The 18346-nt window shown below is 57.0% G+C and carries 22 protein-coding genes; 2 read left to right on the top strand and 20 right to left on the bottom strand.

What is annotated here, in order from left to right:
- Positions 1–3 precede the first annotated feature (3 nt).
- From ccmI to ccmA, 9 genes are all read right to left on the bottom strand, one after another.
- Positions 4–1206 carry a c-type cytochrome biogenesis protein CcmI gene (gene ccmI / locus AACY02_RS21095; RefSeq protein WP_339433615.1) on the bottom strand — a complete coding sequence of 401 codons (1203 nt, stop codon included), beginning with the start codon at positions 1204–1206 and terminating at the stop codon, positions 4–6.
- Positions 1203–1673 carry a cytochrome c-type biogenesis protein gene (locus AACY02_RS21090; RefSeq protein ID WP_221731945.1) on the bottom strand — a complete coding sequence of 157 codons (471 nt, stop codon included), beginning with the start codon at positions 1671–1673 and terminating at the stop codon, positions 1203–1205. The genes ccmI and AACY02_RS21090 overlap by 4 nt, the downstream gene beginning before the upstream one ends.
- Positions 1670–2206: a DsbE family thiol:disulfide interchange protein gene (locus tag AACY02_RS21085; RefSeq protein WP_339433614.1), complete on the bottom strand. Its 537-nt coding sequence runs from the start codon at positions 2204–2206 to the stop codon at positions 1670–1672. The genes AACY02_RS21090 and AACY02_RS21085 overlap by 4 nt, the downstream gene beginning before the upstream one ends.
- On the bottom strand, positions 2203–4191 hold the full coding sequence (locus AACY02_RS21080) for a heme lyase CcmF/NrfE family subunit (RefSeq protein ID WP_339433613.1): 1989 nt from the start codon (positions 4189–4191) through the stop codon (positions 2203–2205). The genes AACY02_RS21085 and AACY02_RS21080 overlap by 4 nt, the downstream gene beginning before the upstream one ends.
- A gap of 3 nt (positions 4192–4194) precedes the next feature.
- Positions 4195–4650, bottom strand: a complete 456-nt coding sequence (ccmE, locus tag AACY02_RS21075) for a cytochrome c maturation protein CcmE (protein ID WP_339433612.1) — start codon at positions 4648–4650, stop codon at positions 4195–4197.
- Positions 4647–4823: a heme exporter protein CcmD gene (gene ccmD, locus AACY02_RS21070; RefSeq protein WP_221731948.1), complete on the bottom strand. Its 177-nt coding sequence runs from the start codon at positions 4821–4823 to the stop codon at positions 4647–4649. Before ccmD ends, ccmE begins: the two co-directional genes overlap by 4 nt.
- The gene (locus AACY02_RS21065; RefSeq protein WP_221731949.1) at positions 4820–5575 is read right to left on the bottom strand and encodes a heme ABC transporter permease; all 756 of its coding nucleotides are present in this window, start codon (positions 5573–5575) and stop codon (positions 4820–4822) included. The genes ccmD and AACY02_RS21065 overlap by 4 nt, the downstream gene beginning before the upstream one ends.
- Positions 5576–5673: 98 nt before the next feature.
- A complete protein-coding gene (gene ccmB, locus AACY02_RS21060; RefSeq protein WP_007919970.1) occupies positions 5674–6342 on the bottom strand; it encodes a heme exporter protein CcmB in 669 nt (222 codons plus the stop codon).
- A complete protein-coding gene (ccmA, locus tag AACY02_RS21055; RefSeq protein WP_339433611.1) occupies positions 6339–6974 on the bottom strand; it encodes a cytochrome c biogenesis heme-transporting ATPase CcmA in 636 nt (211 codons plus the stop codon). The genes ccmB and ccmA overlap by 4 nt, the downstream gene beginning before the upstream one ends.
- A gap of 197 nt (positions 6975–7171) precedes the next feature.
- Between ccmA and fliK the strand changes: the two genes are divergently transcribed.
- The gene (gene fliK / locus AACY02_RS21050) at positions 7172–8746 is read left to right on the top strand and encodes a flagellar hook-length control protein FliK (protein WP_339433610.1); all 1575 of its coding nucleotides are present in this window, start codon (positions 7172–7174) and stop codon (positions 8744–8746) included.
- On the top strand, positions 8743–9072 hold the full coding sequence (locus tag AACY02_RS21045; RefSeq protein WP_339433609.1) for an EscU/YscU/HrcU family type III secretion system export apparatus switch protein: 330 nt from the start codon (positions 8743–8745) through the stop codon (positions 9070–9072). Before fliK ends, AACY02_RS21045 begins: the two co-directional genes overlap by 4 nt.
- Positions 9073–9174: 102 nt before the next feature.
- Here the strand turns inward: AACY02_RS21045 and AACY02_RS21040 are convergent, their stop codons facing one another.
- The 11 genes from AACY02_RS21040 to AACY02_RS20990 form a co-directional block, all read right to left on the bottom strand.
- On the bottom strand, positions 9175–10485 hold the full coding sequence (locus AACY02_RS21040) for an ATP-grasp domain-containing protein (protein ID WP_339433608.1): 1311 nt from the start codon (positions 10483–10485) through the stop codon (positions 9175–9177).
- 4 nt (positions 10486–10489) lie between these two features.
- A complete protein-coding gene (locus tag AACY02_RS21035; protein ID WP_339433607.1) occupies positions 10490–11362 on the bottom strand; it encodes an arylamine N-acetyltransferase family protein in 873 nt (290 codons plus the stop codon).
- 79 nt (positions 11363–11441) lie between these two features.
- Entirely contained in the window at positions 11442–12161 is a 720-nt protein-coding gene (locus AACY02_RS21030; protein ID WP_339433606.1) for an SDR family NAD(P)-dependent oxidoreductase, read from the bottom strand.
- Complete coding sequence (locus tag AACY02_RS21025) at positions 12158–12529, bottom strand: hypothetical protein (protein ID WP_339433605.1); 372 nt, start codon at positions 12527–12529, stop codon at positions 12158–12160. Before AACY02_RS21025 ends, AACY02_RS21030 begins: the two co-directional genes overlap by 4 nt.
- Positions 12522–13067, bottom strand: a complete 546-nt coding sequence (locus AACY02_RS21020; protein ID WP_339433604.1) for a hypothetical protein — start codon at positions 13065–13067, stop codon at positions 12522–12524. The genes AACY02_RS21025 and AACY02_RS21020 overlap by 8 nt, the downstream gene beginning before the upstream one ends.
- Positions 13064–13438 (bottom strand): hypothetical protein, encoded by a 375-nt coding sequence (locus tag AACY02_RS21015; protein WP_339433603.1) that lies wholly within the window; start codon positions 13436–13438, stop codon positions 13064–13066. The genes AACY02_RS21020 and AACY02_RS21015 overlap by 4 nt, the downstream gene beginning before the upstream one ends.
- Positions 13435–13938 carry a hypothetical protein gene (locus AACY02_RS21010; RefSeq protein WP_339433602.1) on the bottom strand — a complete coding sequence of 168 codons (504 nt, stop codon included), beginning with the start codon at positions 13936–13938 and terminating at the stop codon, positions 13435–13437. The genes AACY02_RS21015 and AACY02_RS21010 overlap by 4 nt, the downstream gene beginning before the upstream one ends.
- 44 nt (positions 13939–13982) lie before the next feature.
- Positions 13983–15221, bottom strand: coding sequence for a hypothetical protein (locus AACY02_RS21005; RefSeq protein WP_339433601.1), 1239 nt, complete (start codon positions 15219–15221; stop codon positions 13983–13985).
- Positions 15221–16480 carry a beta-ketoacyl-[acyl-carrier-protein] synthase family protein gene (locus AACY02_RS21000; protein WP_339433600.1) on the bottom strand — a complete coding sequence of 420 codons (1260 nt, stop codon included), beginning with the start codon at positions 16478–16480 and terminating at the stop codon, positions 15221–15223. The genes AACY02_RS21005 and AACY02_RS21000 overlap by 1 nt, the downstream gene beginning before the upstream one ends.
- Positions 16477–17604 (bottom strand): hypothetical protein, encoded by a 1128-nt coding sequence (locus AACY02_RS20995; protein ID WP_339433599.1) that lies wholly within the window; start codon positions 17602–17604, stop codon positions 16477–16479. The genes AACY02_RS21000 and AACY02_RS20995 overlap by 4 nt, the downstream gene beginning before the upstream one ends.
- Positions 17597–17959, bottom strand: coding sequence for an acyl carrier protein (locus AACY02_RS20990; RefSeq protein ID WP_339433598.1), 363 nt, complete (start codon positions 17957–17959; stop codon positions 17597–17599). The genes AACY02_RS20995 and AACY02_RS20990 overlap by 8 nt, the downstream gene beginning before the upstream one ends.
- Positions 17960–18346 lie beyond the last annotated feature (387 nt).

Raw genomic sequence — 18346 nt, 5'->3', positions numbered from 1 at the left:
CGGTTACTTGTCCGGGCTGTCGATGGTCAGTTTTTGCAGCGCGGTGGTGCTGCTGGCCAGCGGGCCGCTGCGGCCAACCCACTCACCGGCGGTCGGCTGACCGGCACGGGAGATGCGCGCAACCAGTTGGACTTCAGGGAAGTTCGACAGTTTCAACTGCGGCATCATCGCGTCGGCATCGCCCAGTTCGACCGTGACCGGCAGATCGGCCACGGTCAGGCGCTTGGCCGCCAGCGGTGCCGGTGGCCCGGACGTGGCGCGGGCGAAAATGAACACGCTGTCGCCCGGTTGCACCTTGTCTTTGAGTTCATTAGCCACATCGACGCGTACCTTAAGCCGTGCGGCAGGCTTGGCAGCCGGTGCCTGGGCGACCTTGCCGCCGCTGGCTTGCAGGCGCTCGGCGGCACGTTCGATCCCGCCTTGCAGCGCTTCGCGGGATTTGTCGCTCGCAGGCAATTGCGCCAGCAAACGGTTCCAGTAGTCGATGGCCTCCTGATAACGCTCGCCTTCGAACGCGGCGATGCCGAGCAGACCAAGGCTGGTGACTTCCTTTGGATCGGCCTTCAGCGCTTCATCGGTCAGGGCCTGGATCTTGCTCGACCATTTTTTGCCATCGGCGAAATACTGCGCCTGCGCCCACTGGCCGAGCAGTTCCGGTTGGCGACCAGCGAGATTGGCGGCACGTTCAAACATCTTCGCCGCGTCCGCCGGACGCTCCTGAGCCATGTAGGTACGACCCAGGAAATACAGACCTTCAGCAGAATCCGGTTGTGCCGCAACGGCACGTTCCAGACGCAGGGTCATTTCTTCCATCGACTGCGGTGCCTGGGCGAATTCGCGGGTCAATTCGACCTTGTCGGCGGCGCCGAAGTGCAGGTACAGGGCCAAACCCAACACTGGCACCAACACGGCGGCCAGCAGCGGCAGCGGTTTACCCAGTTTCGAGACACGCGGCGCGGTAACGCCTTCGGTGTCGGCGAGCAATTCACGCGCGGCTTCGGCGCGGCCGCTGTCCATTTGCGCGGCATCCAGCACACCTTCGGCCTGCTGCGATTGCAACTCGGCGACACGTTCCTGATACAACGCAACGTTGAGGGCAGTACGATCCTCTTCACGCTGGGCGCGGCGTTCACGCAATACAGGGATCAGCAGAAAACTCAGGGCGACCAGAAGCAACAGCCCTGCGGCAAGCCAGAAATCAATCATTCTTGGTTTTTATCCAACAGTTGGTCGAGGCGCTGACGCTCTTCGGTAGACAGCGATTGCGGGGTGTCGGCGCGTTGTGCGCGACGGCGGCGGACGATCACCGCGATCACCACGAAACCACCGAGCAGCAGGCCGGCCGGGCCGAACCACAGCAGCGCGGTCTTGGCGTTGAGTGCGGGCTTGTAGCGGACGAAATCGCCGTAGCGATCCACCATGAAATCGATGATCTGCTGGTTGTCCTTGCCCTCGCCGAGCATGCGGAAAATCTCTTTGCGCAGGTCAGCGGCAATCGGTGCATTGGAATCGGCGATGTCCTGGTTCTGGCATTTGGGGCAACGCAGTTCCTTGGTCAGTTCGCGGAAACGTTCGCGATCACCTTCCTTGGCGAACTCGTAGGTGTCGATCGCGGCATGGGCCACACCGACCAGGCTCAAGCCCAACACAATAGCCGCTAAAAAACGCTTCATGGCTTGGCCTCATCGACCAGCGCCTGATACTTGGCCGCGAGTTTTTCGCGCCAGACCTGTTCGTCGATCACACCGACGTACTTGTCGCGGATGATGCCCTTGGCGTCGATGAAGAAGGTTTCCGGCGCGCCGTAGACACCGAGGTTCAGCCCCAGCGAGCCTTCGTCGTCACGGATGTCCAGTTGATACGGATTGTGGAATTCGGCCAGCCACTTCAAGGCATCGGCGTTGACGTCCTTGTAGTTGATCCCGTAGATCAACACGCCACGCTCGGCGAGTTTGTTCAGCACCGGATGCTCGACCCGGCAGGAAATGCACCAGGTGCCCCAGACGTTAACCAACGCCGGTTTGCCGAGGATGTCAGCCTTGGTCAGGGTCTTGTCGCCCTGAACCGCCGGCAGCGAAAACTCCGGGAACGGCTTGTTGATCATCGCCGACGGCAGCTCTGCCGGATCGAGGTACAGACCGCGATACAGAAACACTGCCACCAGCAGGAAAAGCGCCAGGGGTACCAGCATCAACCAACGTCTCATGCAGCCGCTCCCGTCATGCCCAGCGCTTCACGCACTTTGGATTTCACCTTGACCCGATAACGCCGATCCAGCGCCGCGAGCAATCCGCCCAGACCGGTCAGCAGACCGCCGAACCAGATCCAGCGCACGAACGGTTTGACGTGAACCCGTACCGCCCACGCGCCGTTTTCCAGCGGCTCACCAAGGGCGACGTAGAGGTCACGGGTGAAACCGGCGTCAATCCCGGCTTCGGTCATCATCGAACTCTGTACGGTGTACAGGCGTTTTTCCGGGTGCAATACACTGACTTCCTTGCCGTCGCGGATCACCCGAATGGTGCCTCTGTCGGAGGTGAAATTCGGCCCTTCGAAGTGTTTGGCGCCTTCGAAGACGAAGTGATAACCGGCCAGATCCATCGATTCGCCCGGCGCCAGACGCAGGTCGCGTTCGGCACTGTTCTGGCTCGACAACACCACGCCCAGCGCGCAAACGGCGATGCCGAGGTGGGCGATCTGCATGCCCCAATAACTGCGGGTCAGGGTCGGCAGACCTTTGATCAGACCTTTGTGGCGAGTCTTGTCGAAAATATCGCGCACGCCGGCAAGCAACACCCACGCGGCGAGCAGGAAGGTTGCGATAACGGCCCAGTTGAAATCGCCATAAGCGACACCGGCGACCACCGCCAGCGCGACGCTGCCCAGCAACACCGGGGTCAGCATGCTTGCCAGCCATTTCACCGGGGTGTCTTTCCAACGGACGATCACACCAACCGCCATCACCATCATCAACAACGCCATCAATGGAATGAACAGCGCGTTGAAGTACGGCGGGCCGACCGACAGTTTGGCGCCGCTGATGGCATCAAGAATCAGCGGGTACAACGTGCCGAGCAGAATCATCGACGCTGCCACAACCAATACCAGATTGTTGCCCAGCAGCAGGGTTTCCCGCGACCACAGGTTAAAGCCGACCTGGCTCTTGACCACCGGCGCGCGCAACGCAAACAGCGTCAGCGAACCGCCGACCACGAACAGCAGGAAAATCAGGATGAACACGCCGCGCTCCGGGTCGGAGGCGAACGCATGTACCGAAGTCAGCACGCCGGAACGCACGAGGAAGGTACCGAGCAGGCTCAACGAGAACGCAGCAATCGCCAGCAACACGGTCCAGCTCTTGAACACACCACGTTTTTCCGTGACCGCCAGCGAGTGAATCAACGCGGTGCCGACCAGCCAGGGCATGAACGAGGCGTTTTCCACCGGATCCCAGAACCACCAGCCGCCCCAGCCGAGTTCGTAGTAGGCCCACCACGAACCGAGCGTGATGCCGATGCCGAGGAAGGCCCAGGCGACGATGGTCCATGGCCGCGACCAACGCGCCCACGCGGCATCGAGACGCCCCCCCAGCAGTGCGGCGATGGCGAAGGCAAAGGCTACCGAGAAACCGACATAACCCATGTACAGCATCGGCGGATGGACGATCAGGCCGATGTCTTGCAGCAATGGATTGAGGTCGCGACCGTCCGCCGGAATTTGCGGCAGGATGCGCGAGAACGGGTTCGACGTCAGGATCAGAAACAGCAGGAAACCGGTGCTGATCATGCCCATCACCGCCAATACGCGGGCGAGCATGACTTGTGGCAACTGGCGGGAAAATACCGACACGGCGAAGGTCCAGCCACCCAGGATCAGCGCCCACAACAGCAACGAACCTTCGTGGGCGCCCCACACGGCGCTGAATTTGTAGTACCACGGCAAGGCGCTGTTGGAGTTCATCGCAACGTAGGCCACGGAGAAGTCGTCGGTCATGAAGGCGTAGGTCAGGCAGCCGAAGGCAAACACCAGAAACGCGAACTGCCCCCACGCCGCCGGTTGGGCCAGGCCCATCCACAAACGGTCGCCGCGCCAGGCACCGAACAGCGGCACCACGGCCTGCACCAGCGCAAAACACAGCGCCAGAATCATCGCCAGATGACCCAACTCAGGAATAAAAATCGCCGAAGTCATCGATCAACCCTCCTTCGCTTGAGTCGGCGCGGATTGACCGCTGTCTTTCAACGCTTTGGTTACTTCCGGCGGCATGTACTTCTCGTCGTGCTTGGCCAGCACTTCATCGGCGACGACCACGCCATCGGCGTTGATCTTGCCCAGGGCCACGATGCCCTGCCCTTCGCGGAACAGATCCGGGAGGATGCCGCGATAGGTGATGGTCACGGCTTTGTTGAAGTCGGTGACGACGAATTTGACGTCCAGCGAGTCCGGCGAACGTTGCAGCGAGCCCTTCTCGACCATGCCGCCGGCACGGATGCGCGTGTCGTGCGGTGCTTCGCCGTTGGCGATCTGGGTCGGGGTGTAAAACAGATTGATGTTCTGCTGCAGGGCGCTCAAGGCCAGGCCGACGGCAGCGCCGACCCCGACCAGAATGGCCAGAATGATGATCAGACGTTTTTTGCGCAGCGGATTCACTTGCCGTTCTCCCGGCGCAGACGACGCGCCTCTTGTTGCAGATAGTGCTTGCGGGCCGCGATGGGCTTCACCACGTTGTAGATCAGCACCGCCAGACAGATGCCGTAGGCCGACCAGACATACAGGCCATGATGGCCCATGGCGAGGAAATCGCCGAATGAAGCAAAACTCATCGCGAGGCCTCCAGACTGTTCTGCACTTCTTCTTTAACCCAACTGGCGCGGGCTTCACGTTTGAGCACTTCAAGGCGCATGCGCAGCAACAGCACGGCGCCGAAGAAGCAGTAGAAACCCAGCACCGTCAGCAGCAGCGGCAGCCACATCTCGGCCGGCATCGCCGGTTTTTCGGTGAGGGTGAAGGTCGCGCCCTGGTGCAGGGTGTTCCACCACTCCACCGAGTACTTGATGATCGGGATGTTGATCACGCCGACGATGGCCAGCACCGCGCAGGCCTTGGCGGCGCTGTCGCGGTTGCTGATCGCATTGCCCAATGCGATCACGCCGAAATACAGGAACAGCAGAATCAGCATTGAAGTCAGCCGCGCATCCCAGACCCACCACGACCCCCAGGTCGGTTTACCCCAGATCGCCCCGGTCACCAGCGCCACGGCAGTCATCCACGCGCCGATCGGAGCGGCGCATTGCAGGGCGACGTCGGCCAGTTTCATCTTCCACACCAGCCCGACCACACCGCACACCGCCAGCATCACGTAGATCGACTGAGCGAGCATCGCAGCGGGCACGTGGATATAGATGATGCGAAAGCTGTTGCCTTGCTGATAGTCCGGCGGCGCGAAGGCCAAGCCCCAGACCACGCCGACGCCAATCAGCAGCAACGCTGCGATGCTCAGCCACGGCAGCAACTTGCTGCTGATGCCGTAAAACCACTTGGGCGAGCCGAGCTTGTGAAACCAGGTCCAGTTCATACTGTTTCCATCACGGGTGCCGCTCATCGTCGCGAGCTGGCAAAGGGTCATGCTTTTTCTTTAAAAAAAAGCGATCAAAAAATGATCAGACCTCATTATTATTCGCCGACGCTGATCTTCAGGCCAGCAGCTATTGCAAACGGTGTCAGGGTGATCGCCAGGGCGGTCAGGCTACCCAGCCACAGCAGATACCCGGTCGCCGGCATGCCTTGCAACGCCGCCTGCAAGGCGCCACTGCCGAGGATCAATACCGGGATGTACAACGGCAGAATCAGCAGCGCCAGCAACAGGCCGCCACGCTTCAAACCGACCGTCAGTGCCGCGCCCACCGCACCGAGCAAGCTCAGCACCGGTGTGCCCAGCAACAACGAAAGCAACAAAACCGGCAGACACGCGGCAGGTAAACCCAGCATCAACGCCAGTAAGGGCGAGAGCAGAACCAGTGCCAGACCGGAGAAAAGCCAGTGTGCCAGCACCTTGGCCAAGACCAGAAGTGGTAGCGGGTGCGACGAAAGGACCCACTGCTCAAGGGAGCCGTCTTCGAAGTCACTGCGAAACAGCCCGTCCAGCGAGAGCAGGACCGACAAAAGCGCCGCCACCCAGACTAACCCCGGGGACAGGTTTTGCAACACTTGAGTTTCCGGGCCGACGGCCAGCGGGAACAACGCGATGACGATGGCGAAGAAAATCAGCGGATTGGCCAGTTCCGCCGGGCGGCGAAACAGCAGTCGGGATTCACGGGCAACCAGCAGGCCAAACACACTCATACAGCCCAGTTCCCCAGATCGATGTCGCGATAACCGGCCGGCATCCGGCTCAGTGTGTGGTGTGTGGTCAATACAACGAGGCCTCCGCGTTCGCAGTGGCTCGCCAGATGCGCTTCGAGTTGCGCCACGCCCTGCTTGTCGAGGGCGGTGAAGGGTTCGTCGAGAATCCAAAGTGGAGGGCTGTCGAGATACAACCGCGCCAGCGCCACGCGGCGTTGTTGCCCGGCGGAAAGCGTGTGACAGGGAACATCTTCGAATCCGCGCAATCCTACGGCTGCCAGCGCTTGCCAGATCGACTCGCGTTCGGCGGGTTGATGCAGGGCGCAAAGCCAGGACAGATTTTCTTCCGGGGTCAGCAGATCCTTGATTCCGGCGGCGTGGCCGATCCACAACAGGTTGCGCGCCAGTTCGGCCGGCTGTTCGGTCAGGGGCTGACCGTTGAGCAACACCTGGCCGCTGGTCGGCTGCATCAAACCGGACAACAACCGCAAAAGACTGGTTTTACCGCTGCCGTTGGGCCCGCTGATCTGCACCATATCGCCACTGGCCAGCCTCAATTCGAGATTTTCGAAAAGCAGCCGCAGATCACGTTCACACGCGAGGGCAACAGTTTGCAGGACAGGACTGGTCAAGGGATCACGGGCCTTATACGGTTCAAGTCGGCTCTGGCACGGCCGTTAAAGAGATGCAGCATAGATGCATTGACGGCTCGATCTAGAGAGCTGCGTCAAACAATTGCTATGTTTTTTGAACGAAGCGCAAGACGGGCGGCATTATACATGCCGTGCCTTACTCTCAAGAGTGCAATTTCCTCAGGTTGTGTCCGCGTATGACAGGCGAAATGAACGTCCTCCCGCTCCCGCCAACCACCCCGGCGAATGCTCGCCCGCAGGTGGGTGAGTTGCTCAAACTGCTGACCCCGGTCGAAGGCTTGATCGGTGCCGGCCAGAGCGCCAAGGCCGAGGTGTTATCGCTCAAACAGGCGGATCAGACCTTTCAACTGCTGCTCAAGGTGACCCTCGACAGCGGTCGGCAAACCACCGTGCAAGCGACCAGCAACCTGCCGTTGGCGCAAGGCACCAGTCTGGCGATCACTCAGCCGTCGGCGGGCAATCTGGCGATTACCGTGCAGCAGGCGATTGCCAGCAGCGTCGCCACCCTCACCCGCATCGATACCGCGCAATTGCCGGTCGGCACATTGCTACAGGGCAAAGTGGTGACTTCGCAGGCGTTGCCGCAGCCACCGGGGCAAGCGACGGTTTTTCGTTCGATGGTCAGCCTGCTCAATACCGCGCTAAGCGGCAGCACGTTGACCGTCGACAGCCCACAGCCGCTGCGCATCGGCACCTTGCTTTCGGCACGGGTACAGGATTCCCAAACCCTTACATTCGTACCGCTGAGCAGTCGTCAGGAGCAATTGGCGGTGAGCCAGCAACTGGTCGGTCAGCAAAGCCGCCAAGGTTCGCTGGATGGATTGTTGAAGGTGCTGCAAAGCCTGCCGCCAGCCACCGATCAGACGTCGGCGGATGTGCGCGCCGCCGTCAACAAACTGCTCGCCGGCCTGCCGGATGTGCAGCAAATGAGCACGGCCAAAGGCGTTGCCTTGGCGCTGGCCAACAGCGGCGCGTTCCTCGAAGCGAAACTGCTGACCGGACAAACCCCGACGCTGGCTCCGGACATGAAAGCCGATCTGCTCAAGCTGATCGCGCAACTGACGCCTGGGTTGCCGAGCAGCACCAGTTTCAACGCTATCCTCGCCGCCAACACACTGGCGCAAGCGCTGCCGAGCTTCGTGCGCAACGCCCTCGGCACCCTCGGCCAGGTCAGTGCCAAACCGGTGCCCGGCGGCTTTCCGCTGCCCGACCGCTTGCTGCAAAGCCTGGAAGGCGAAGGCGATCTGGAGCATCTGTTGCGCCTGGCGGCCGCTGCGGTTTCACGCCTGCAAAGCCATCAGTTGTCGAGCCTGGAACAGACTGGCGTCACCGATGACGGGCGCCTGCTCAGCACCTGGCAACTGGAAATCCCCATGCGCAACCTGCAGGACATCGTGCCGCTGCAGGTCAAGTTCCAGCGCGAAGAGGCGCCGGAAAAAGAGCCTCAATCCAACGAGCGCCGCGACGAACGCGAACCCAGGCAACAATTGTGGCGCGTCGATCTGGCGTTCGACATGGAACCGCTGGGGCCCATGCAGATTCAGGCGCAGTTGATCAGTGGCAGCCTGTCGAGTCAGCTCTGGGCCGAACGTCCTTACACCGCTGACCTGATCGAAAACAATCTGGCCGCGCTACGCCAGCGCCTGCTGGATCGCGGCTTGAATGTCGGCGATCTCGACTGCCACCACGGCACCCCGCCGCAAGGCAACCAAACCCGTCTCGAACACCGCTGGGTTGATGAAACTGCATGAACGACGCTACCGCTCCACGCCAGGCCATCGCCCTCAAATACGACGGCAACCACGCCCCGACCCTCACCGCCAAGGGTGACGAGGAACTGGCCGAAGAAATCCTGCGCATTGCCCGCGACTGCGAAGTGCCGATTTATGAAAACGCTGAACTGGTGCGCTTGCTGGCGCGCATGGAACTGGGCGACAGCATTCCCGAAGAGCTGTATCGCACCATTGCCGAGATCATCGCGTTTGCGTGGAACCTGAAGGGGAAATTCCCCGAGGGGCATGATCCGGATGCGCCGATGGTCGAGAAGGATGTCACCGAACGAGGGGATGATTATTAACCGCCCGCACATCTGACTGAAACCCGAGAGTCCTCGATATAACGTCTTGCGCAGGATGAATGAGAACGCCGCTCCTCGGACGGCGTTCGTCCTCTCGGCTTATCAGCCATCCAGGTACTCATCATAGGTGCGACGAATTGAGCGCCAGCCATCCTCGCTGAAGGCGACTCCACCTAACAGGCGCTCTGCCGTCTGATCAAAAGCGGTCACATCGGCCCATAACCGATCAGTATCGATGTCACAGAAACAGGCATTCATCGGTGACGAAATCAAATCGTGGGTCGGCTTATACTCGTCGCCTTCACCGATGATGCAGACATAGCCCTTGAAGGACTTTAACTGCGCCAGGCTTTGCTCCAGCATCGGCTCGCTGATTGAAAAAACACCGCTTTCGATGCAAATGACATCAGAAACAACGGCAGGGGACTTCAGCACGGCATCGCGCATATTGCTGACATCACCGAAATACGCCTCGTATACCTGATCCAGCAGTGAAGAGTCGTAGCACTCAACGAACAATTTGGGGGTGATGGTGCCGTGCATGCGAGCCGCAGCCTCAATCATCACCGGCCCGTCAGCGCCCATGACCAACTCCATATGCACCGCCCCGTAGCTGATGTCGAGCGTCTTGGCGGCACGCTTGGCGTAATCGCTCAAAACCTGGCAAACCGGGGCATCAAGGGGCAGCATGAAGGTGAACTTCTTTACGAAGTTGCAGCCGGCAATGTCCAGTTCGTCACTGCGAACATAGCGACAAACGGCTGAAACTACGTAATTGCCTGCGCAAGCCACCATATCAACCACATACTCCGCCCCCTGGATCATGGGCTGGATCAAAAAGTGGTCGTTGACCGTCCAGGTCGCAGAAAATGTGTCCCAGGAGGTACTGTCCAGCGCCTGTTGCAGTTCAGCGCGGTTGTTGCACAGTTGCACACCTTCGCCACCGGCGGACGATTGCGGCTTGAGAATGCAGGGATAGTGCTCCCACTCTGTCATCGCCGCCCCTACACTTTCGGGCCCGCTGAGGACAAGGGTGGGAATAAATGCCAGCCCCGCTTGCGCCAACGAGTACTGCATCTGATCCTTGTGTCGACGTCGGAAGGAGGTGGCCGGGTCGTTCCCTGGCAACGAATAGAGAGCGGCGAGTTTTTCCGCTAGAAACACACCATTCTCACTCCCCGCCAACACAGCATCGAACAAACCACTCTCCACGGGAGGTAGCTGGTCTTCGCTGGTAAATATTCCTTTATAGAGTTCGGCCTGAAACTCACCTTTCTTTTTCGCATTGAGTTTCGGAATCCGTGCCACTTTATCGAGTTCAATGATTGCGTAGCAATCAACCCCTCGCTCTTTCAGATAACGAACTAGAATATTGGCGTTTGATACAGGATTAGCAATTAAACATGACGGCATTTTCTTATTCCTTTAGTGACCGAATTCCATCAAACATATCAACTGGCAGCGACACAAAGTCGCAGGCCTCAAGTTCAATATCAAAGTACTCACCCAACACATCCACCAACTCATGGCGTGAAGTGACAATGCGGCGATTGCGCGTACGCTGCTGGATGGATACCAAGACATTATTAATCAGATAGCTGCCCCCCTGAAGCGATGGCCGGGAACACACCAGATTGTTTTTAAAGGGCGACAACGGTGAGTAGGCGTTGAAAAATTGCCCAACCACAAATTCATGAGCGTCGTAACTGGCGTCTCGCAGTACGTACATGTTTATCCATTGCACACCGCGCCGATATTGGATGTCCCATATAGAGATGCCAACCCGTTGCACTCGATACTCATGAACACCTTGCACAACCTGGGCATTGTGCAATAAGCGCAAGGGGTACAAAAAACCCCGATAGCCAAATCCAACGTCACATATCCACTCTTCATCATCGACCCGCACCAATAACACCATATGGGTCGACAGGTTCATGGCCCCGCCTTCACGAGATACCGCCGACAGGCTTCGCCGGACACTGAAACCAAGTGTTTCCAGCACCACAGCCAGCAAACCGTTCATTTGTGTACAACCGCCGCCCCGACGACCCGAAATCAATTTGTCGCAGACCTGATCCATGTCGAAGGAAGGCGCGATGCCCAGAAAAACATCGAGCATGTCGTACGCGATGGTACTGGCGTGGGCAAAGTGGATATCAGTCAGCGTGCCGGCACTTATATCCGTGGGCACATCCAGGTTGATTCTCTTGAAGTAAAGCGCCAGCCAGTCAGGTACTAAAGAGGCGCGCGCCTCTCGCAGGCACGATGAAATCGTTTCGGCATTCACAGATGCAACCTCGCAAAAACAGGGCGAATTCTTTTATATCGGGAGAAGGAGCGTTGGCGTAATCCGAACCAGGAAGTGGTTACCCGATATTTTCACCGTTGCCCACTTTAATAACAGAGCCGGTTGTATTTAACTGACGGCTCGCCAATAAAAAAACAATATTGGCTACTTCCTCGGGCTGCATTATTTTTCTTCCCGGTATCGACTTTAAAATATCGCGCTCGCCCCCTTGGGCAAAGGCCTTGAACATATCAGTGCCGACAAATCCCGGAGCAACGGCGTTGATTTTCACGTTAAATCTTGCCAACTCCAATGCCAATCCAAGCGTCAATCGTTCGATAGCGGCTTTCGCACATCCGTAGGCGGTATTGCCAAGTTTGACTTTAGTCGCGGCCACCGAACTGATGTTGATGATATTGCCGAAGCGAGCGGCGGCCATCACCGGTGCGAAGACGTTACAGTAATTCAAGATACCGCCAAAATTGGTGTCCATCACCAGATGAAACATTTCATGGCTAGTGTTCAAGAAAATCCCGTCTCCGGTGATACCGGCATTATTGACCAGCACCGTGGGCACGCCTTCGAGGCGGATGCGATCACAAAAAGCCTGCACCTGATCAATTCGCCGACCATCCAGTTGCACAGCGTTCAAGCCAGGGAAGTCCGCCATGAAACGGGCCGCTGCCTGCTCGTCGCGAGCATAGGTAACGAACACCTTATAACCGGCTTCAAGAAACTGTTCGGCGATACAACGACCGATACCCCGGGTGCCACCCGTCACTACTGCAATGCCGCTCATACGCCCTCTCCTTCCAGCGAAATCACGCCACGGCAATAATTAATGACCTCGTGATGGATTCTGAAACTGTATTGGTCGTCAGGGCTCTGAACCCCTGGCTTTTTATCGATCACCAGGCGAAGCGACAACCGTGGGATGATCGGTTCGAGAAAAGCGACCCGGGAAACCGTAAACGCCTCGACTGCCGTCCCTTTCATCCGGGCGATACAGTCACCGACGAAACCAATGATGCAAGCGCCTGGGACAATCGGATAATCGGGAAAATGCTCTGCGAATATCGGCGCCGCAGCGTTTACGGTCAGGCATGCGTCGAAGCGCTGGGCGGAGACCACAACGGCGTCCACTCGAAAAATCTGCAACTCATCCATTAGCCGAAATCCTTTTGCTGAAGTAGGCTTCCGGAAATACTTCCGTAATGACCGATGCGACCAAAATGCTCATGTAAGAACCGATCAGGAAAACCGGCCAGTACGCTTCAAACCCCAGACTCAAACCTGCCAACACCGCGTTTATCGAGAAGGTCATGCACCATGCCTTGGTGATGGTGTTGTTGATGTCGAAAAACTCAGTCGACTGACGGGCATTGTCATCAACGCCTTCACCGCCGTACTGCAAGGTGAACGGTTGTCCGCGCAAAACACTCGACCACCCGACACCGGTCAGCACGCCATACAGTAAGAGTTTGACGTTTTCGAACGTAGAAAGCCCTGGCCAATACACCGACACCAATGCCATCCCGAGCAGACAAATAACCAGCGCGCACTCAATGACGAAGCCCTTTCGAAGGTTGTCGTAACACAAGACAAACATCAAAAAGGAGACCGCCAGAGCCGCCTTCGCAAAGTTGCCGTTGAACCACTCAACCAGGTAAGGAAACAACAACGATGGAATCATGAGCTTGATCATGGCCGCCGCTCCTTCAGGCTTAAAACCGTGATAGTCGCCAACGCATAATCCTGGGCGCCAGAATCAAGCGTAGCGAACACTTCGACCCGCCCCGCGCCGTTGTCGATGCTGACCCGCCCCGTCAATTGCGATATCCGTTTAGGGTTCAAGACTCGCAGACCGGTAATCAATGCCGGGACGTAGTGTGTCGACGGTGTCGTGCCGCAAGCTCCGCGTACACATCGCACCGCAAACTGATTGAGCAGTTCGGATAGCACAACGACTGCGCAATAGTCTTCGATGTAATGATCGAAGCGGCCCTCATTCAATTGACTGCTCCAGCCATGTTCCGACTGGTCAACGGGGGGGCACATTTCCAGATAAGCCGTCATTTGGAAGGCGCCGCTGTCACATCTCCGGCCTTGAAAAAACGCAGTAACCTGAGGCTGCGGCCGACAATCAAACCATTGATAAGTCCAGACCCCAATGCCGACCAGGCTGCCAACGACACGTCTTGCGCCAGTTCAGGGTGCATTTCCGCCTGGTAACCACTGTAGTAACGCCAGGCGAAGAAACACCAATACACAATCAACACCTTGACCGTGCCACCCATCACCAGACGCTCGCCCTCGCGTTCCACGTTGTGATACGAGTAGAAGCGCAAAGCCAGCCACCATCCCGCCAGCAATCCCAGGGCATAAACCGACAGCGGAATGACGAACCCTTGGGAGAGCTTCAGCGAAACCAGGGAAATGGCGACGAAGATCACCGGGGTAATTTGCAGCGACCTTTTCGACTCATGATTCCTGAAACAGGCAATGACGCCGCAATATGTCACGATGAAGAAAACCGCATAAACCCACAGCGGTGTACCACGCAAAATGTCCAACATAGAAACCCCTTGGTACTGCATATACCTGAGACAAACAGTGACGATCAGCCCGCAATCGAAAGTTGGTTGCGATGGTCGAGCAAACGGTTGAGCTTACCTCGTGGGTTATAGGAAAAGTCTGCATTACTCGCCCACTTGACCACTGCTACACCGCGCGTCACCGCCTCCTTCAACTTCGGAATATGGAAGAGTTGGTCTTCCAGGCGTGCCGACCAAGAGGCATTCATGACCGATGGTTCGATATCGACGAGCACCGTGACACAGTCCTTGCCGGCATCAGTGGTCGACAGACGTACCTGAAACGCCTCTGACGGCACAGCCGCAGCGACCAAGGCCTGTTCGATCAGCGTCAGGCTAATCCGGTGACCGCCGAGACTGAACTCCTCGGCGACGCGTTGGCCGATCTTGAGGTAGTAGTGATTGTCCTCCTCTTGGGTCAACACTCCGACATCACCGATTCGGTAGCGAATGATGGGCACCACCGGGGCTTTCAGATCGGTGACCAGCAACTCGCCGGCATCGGTCTGTTCCATAAAAAACCAATCGGACAGTATCAAGTGCAGATGCGGCTCCATGGCCGGTGTACTCACCGCTGCAAACCCCAGTTCCGTTGCACCGTACACGCTATAGAACAGGGCTTTGGGCCACAGGCGCTGAATATATTCGCGCTTACCCAGATGGAATGCCTCGCCGACAAAAACGATCTTGGTGATCGCCAGATCCACATCGAGCTTTTCTGCTGCCTGCGCGACCTGGATGATCCCGGTCGGTGAACCTACTAATACGTTTGCGTTGAAACGGCCCATGGTGGCGAGCAACGACGGCATGTTGTTCATCACGTCGGGACGCCCCACCGGCAACACCGTCGAGCCGATAGGCTCGAGCATCCGGCACATCCCTTCGTAGTTGTAACCCAGGCAGCCGGCGGTCAGCAGGTTCACCACGGTATCGTCAGCACAAAACACATGCTCGGCCATGAAACCGCGGACTTGGTAGGGGTAACTGTCTTCTGTGACGCGCTGAAAAATCCGACTAGCCAATACCAGCGGAGACGATGTCGTGCCCGACGTAGCGATGACATAACACTGTTTTAGCTTGCCTGCGTCAATCAGCGTATCACTCACCTCCATGAGCGTTTTCTTGCTCAAAGGTGGGTATTTCTGTACGAAATCTTCATACCCCGTGACCGTGGGAAAATTCAGCGGATAATCCAGTCCGGCATACTCGCCGACCATCTTGTTGAACTTATCGATATCGAACGAAGTGCGGCTTTTTATAGTCATTATCCGATTCTTTTAAATATCATCGACGCGGCGAGGCCGCCCATGCCGAAAGAGTTTTTTTGGCAGTAATCCACGGAACGCTGCTGGGTGAAGGGAGAAACATTGACCATGCAGTCAGGGTCCCGAGACTCAAGGTTGATCGTCCCGGGAATGAAACCCGAGCGCAGACTGATCAATGTATTGAGGGTTTCCATGGCTCCTGCGGCGGCAATCATGTGCCCGTGTAAAGACTTGTTGGCGGTGACAGGCACCTGTTCTCCAAGTACAGCGCAAATGGCTGCAGACTCGTGAAAGTCATTCAGGATCGTTGAGGTCCCATGCGCATTGACCATGCCAATATCACTCGACCGCAACCCTGCATGACTCAATGCCCGGATCATGGCCAACTTCATCTCGGCGCTGTCGGGTGCCGGCTTGACGATATGACTGGCGTTGGTACTGGTGCCAAAACCCACCAGTTCCATCAACGGTTCACGCCCTGCTTTCAGACACGAGTCCAGAGACTCCACGAGAAACAGCACTGCACCTTCCGCTGGCAGATAACCCGAACGCCGCGTATCAAAGGGCCGTGACAGGCCTGTGGGATCGAGTCGTTCATCAGTGGCGATAATATCGACCGACTCCAGGCCGATGTAATGCTCGGGGGTGACCTTCGCCGAGATACCGCCGACGATCGCCGCATCTACTCGTCCCTGCCGCACGGCTTGAAAACCGGTACCGATGGCCTGCAAGGAGGCGGAACACAGCCCCAGATGTACCGATGCCGGACCTTTAAACGGAACAAACTTATGGACAGTGCGCAGCGCATTGGTTGGGTCGTAACGAATGAAGTCCTGCACTCGAAAGTGCTTCTCGAGGGCTAGATCAAGATCGGCAAACTGCCCGCCAACCTTGTTCAGGTCGTACGCCAGATTGACCGTTTGTCGAATGTCCACCACGGGTTCGTCGACGCCCAAAAAACAACCGATCCGGTGCTCACCGATGGCGACCGGGTCGAAGGGCACCGATGCCAGTAGATTGTCCATGGCCTTACGGGTGTAGAACTCATCATGACTGAATCGCTGCCGTTCGCCCTGGGTCGGAAAGTTTCCCGATTCGGGGATTCCTGCGAAATGGCTCCTGAACGTAGCGGTGTCATATTTGGCGATTTTTCTCACACCGGAGCGCCCATCACGCAGCGCTTCTTCAATAGCGGCATAGTGATCGCCCAACGGCGTGCAACAACCGAAGCCACTGATGACAACTTTTTGCTGATTCATGACGACACCCTCTGTGATGGCGTTGATGACTTGCGCAACACGATCAAACCCAAGCCCATCCCTGCACCTTCGCCATGGATAATGATCAACCGGCCCGGCTCAATAGTCGGGTCGGCCAACGCACACACCAGATCGACCAAGCCGCTCGTGGCCACCGCATACCGCGACCTGGTTTTGTATCGACGCAATTCGAAGGTGTTCAAACAACTCTCCAACGCCTGCACCTCCGCATCGCCAATGCCGGGTGCACCGTTGTCGTAAAGCACCACTACCGGATGACTTTCTCGGACCCAAGGCTCCAACTGTGCATAGGCCTCGACCCAATCCTGGCGAGTGGCGAACATGCGGGTGGAGAAGCGACTAACCGCCAGAAACACTTCTGCCAGTGGCTGGACTTGCTCCCGGGAAACCCGATCCGGAGTTTCGACCACCAACGACACGGCGCCGCTTGTTCCCTGGACGCTTGAGCGATGTGACTCCCTACCATCGATCAAGCCCATTTTTTTAAAGACCTGGGCGTTATCGGCTTTGGACATATCACCGTAAGCACAGATCAAGGCACCGCCCGACTCGCTGCTTGGCAGGTTATAGAAAGCTTCCTCCAGCAACGAGAGCCCGCCCAAGGACATCTTGCGTAACGGATAGCCGCCACCGCGAAGCCCGAAGAGCTTTGATAAATGGTAGAGGCCATTGGTGGGCAGCTTGCGAAACAGCCGCAAAGGATGCACGGTGTTGGTCATTACCCCCAGGTGAGCGAGCAAAATAGCCTTATCGGTGTAGTACTCGCTGGACGATTTGAACTGCCAGACCACCTCATGGAAGTCACGAACCGTTTCATAGCTGGTGTACACGCACATGGCGTCTTTTTCAGCCGGCGTGAAGCCAATGTTTTGCTCGGCCATGCTCATGGCCGAGAAAGCGACATTAAGGCTAAAAATCGTTTGAGACGTCAGCATGGCTCGATCTTCGCGGGCGATGCGCGGAACAATCGCTGCTAACAACTTCGCCTCCCCTGGCTGGTTGTCCGGTAACTCGTTCGGGGGGTCAGTCAGACACCGAACCAAGTCATACGTGTTCAACGCGGCCTGTTCAATACCATAGCCGGTGATGAATAGATTAGGCATTTAGAACCGCCTCGATTCGTTGCGCGCAGAATTGTGGCGTCAAGTATTTATCTAGCGACTTGGGATTTACCTCCATATTGCTGTCTACTCCTAATATGTCATTAACAAGTTTTTTACCCGCCTCAGTCCACCCCCCTTTAGTATGAAATTGCGGATCGATCAGCAACCTCGTAAATGGCCATATATCATGTGGTTCAATACCTGAATCTATCTGCGCTTTGACCTCATAACAAAAATCAATGAAGTCGATGGAAGAGAAGCCCATTTCCTCAAACGATGCATTGTTTTCGATATTATCTGAAGCATCCAAAAAAAGTATATTCGCGGTGATTTCTTTAACCTTGGCGAGATACATAACACTCCTTATTGTTCTCTCAATACACGGTTATCAATGCTACTTACATAGTAAATATCAGCTCAAAACAGAAAGCAGAAAAAACCATAGAAAGAGCCATCCCACAACACGCTCCTATCTATTTATTTAGGCACCACCACTCAACATAAAGCTTCTATTCAAAAAGCTTTGCCAGCCAAGCAGAACGAACCAACTCAACGAGTTATCAAGTTATCGACGGCGGACAACTATCGCAAGTCAGCGAGATCCCACAAAAATGTAGGAAGTGGACTAAGACCGTGTAATTTTGCTCCGAGGAAGGGCAACGAATCTGAACGTCAATTTCTTTCGCCTTCCGTATTGCTATAAATAAAGTTGCCAACTTCAGTTCTATTACTGATTTGCCCC

The sequence above is a fragment of the Pseudomonas sp. EA_65y_Pfl2_P78 genome (assembly GCF_963970495.1).
Lineage (GTDB): Bacteria > Pseudomonadota > Gammaproteobacteria > Pseudomonadales > Pseudomonadaceae > Aquipseudomonas > Aquipseudomonas baetica_A.
This window is presented reverse-complemented; position numbering and strand designations above follow the sequence as displayed.

Bases quoted from the DNA above. Each gene is read 5' to 3' on its own strand.
- ccmI (WP_339433615.1), bottom strand. From the start codon at position 1,206: ATGATTGATTTCTGGCTTGCCGCAGGGCTGTTGCTTCTGGTCGCCCTG.
- AACY02_RS21090 (WP_221731945.1), bottom strand. From the start codon at position 1,673: ATGAAGCGTTTTTTAGCGGCTATTGTGTTGGGCTTGAGCCTGGTCGGT.
- AACY02_RS21085 (WP_339433614.1), bottom strand. From the start codon at position 2,206: ATGAGACGTTGGTTGATGCTGGTACCCCTGGCGCTTTTCCTGCTGGTG.
- AACY02_RS21080 (WP_339433613.1), bottom strand. From the start codon at position 4,191: ATGACTTCGGCGATTTTTATTCCTGAGTTGGGTCATCTGGCGATGATT.
- ccmD (WP_221731948.1), bottom strand. From the start codon at position 4,823: ATGAGTTTTGCTTCATTCGGCGATTTCCTCGCCATGGGCCATCATGGC.
- AACY02_RS21065 (WP_221731949.1), bottom strand. From the start codon at position 5,575: ATGAACTGGACCTGGTTTCACAAGCTCGGCTCGCCCAAGTGGTTTTAC.
- ccmB (WP_007919970.1), bottom strand. From the start codon at position 6,342: ATGAGTGTGTTTGGCCTGCTGGTTGCCCGTGAATCCCGACTGCTGTTT.
- fliK (WP_339433610.1), top strand. From the start codon at position 7,172: ATGACAGGCGAAATGAACGTCCTCCCGCTCCCGCCAACCACCCCGGCG.
- AACY02_RS21045 (WP_339433609.1), top strand. From the start codon at position 8,743: ATGAACGACGCTACCGCTCCACGCCAGGCCATCGCCCTCAAATACGAC.
- AACY02_RS21040 (WP_339433608.1), bottom strand. From the start codon at position 10,485: ATGCCGTCATGTTTAATTGCTAATCCTGTATCAAACGCCAATATTCTA.
- AACY02_RS21030 (WP_339433606.1), bottom strand. From the start codon at position 12,161: ATGAGCGGCATTGCAGTAGTGACGGGTGGCACCCGGGGTATCGGTCGT.
- AACY02_RS21025 (WP_339433605.1), bottom strand. From the start codon at position 12,529: ATGGATGAGTTGCAGATTTTTCGAGTGGACGCCGTTGTGGTCTCCGCC.
- AACY02_RS21020 (WP_339433604.1), bottom strand. From the start codon at position 13,067: ATGATCAAGCTCATGATTCCATCGTTGTTGTTTCCTTACCTGGTTGAG.
- AACY02_RS21015 (WP_339433603.1), bottom strand. From the start codon at position 13,438: ATGACGGCTTATCTGGAAATGTGCCCCCCCGTTGACCAGTCGGAACAT.
- AACY02_RS21010 (WP_339433602.1), bottom strand. From the start codon at position 13,938: ATGTTGGACATTTTGCGTGGTACACCGCTGTGGGTTTATGCGGTTTTC.
- AACY02_RS21005 (WP_339433601.1), bottom strand. From the start codon at position 15,221: ATGACTATAAAAAGCCGCACTTCGTTCGATATCGATAAGTTCAACAAG.
- AACY02_RS21000 (WP_339433600.1), bottom strand. From the start codon at position 16,480: ATGAATCAGCAAAAAGTTGTCATCAGTGGCTTCGGTTGTTGCACGCCG.
- AACY02_RS20995 (WP_339433599.1), bottom strand. From the start codon at position 17,604: ATGCCTAATCTATTCATCACCGGCTATGGTATTGAACAGGCCGCGTTG.
- AACY02_RS20990 (WP_339433598.1), bottom strand. From the start codon at position 17,959: ATGTATCTCGCCAAGGTTAAAGAAATCACCGCGAATATACTTTTTTTG.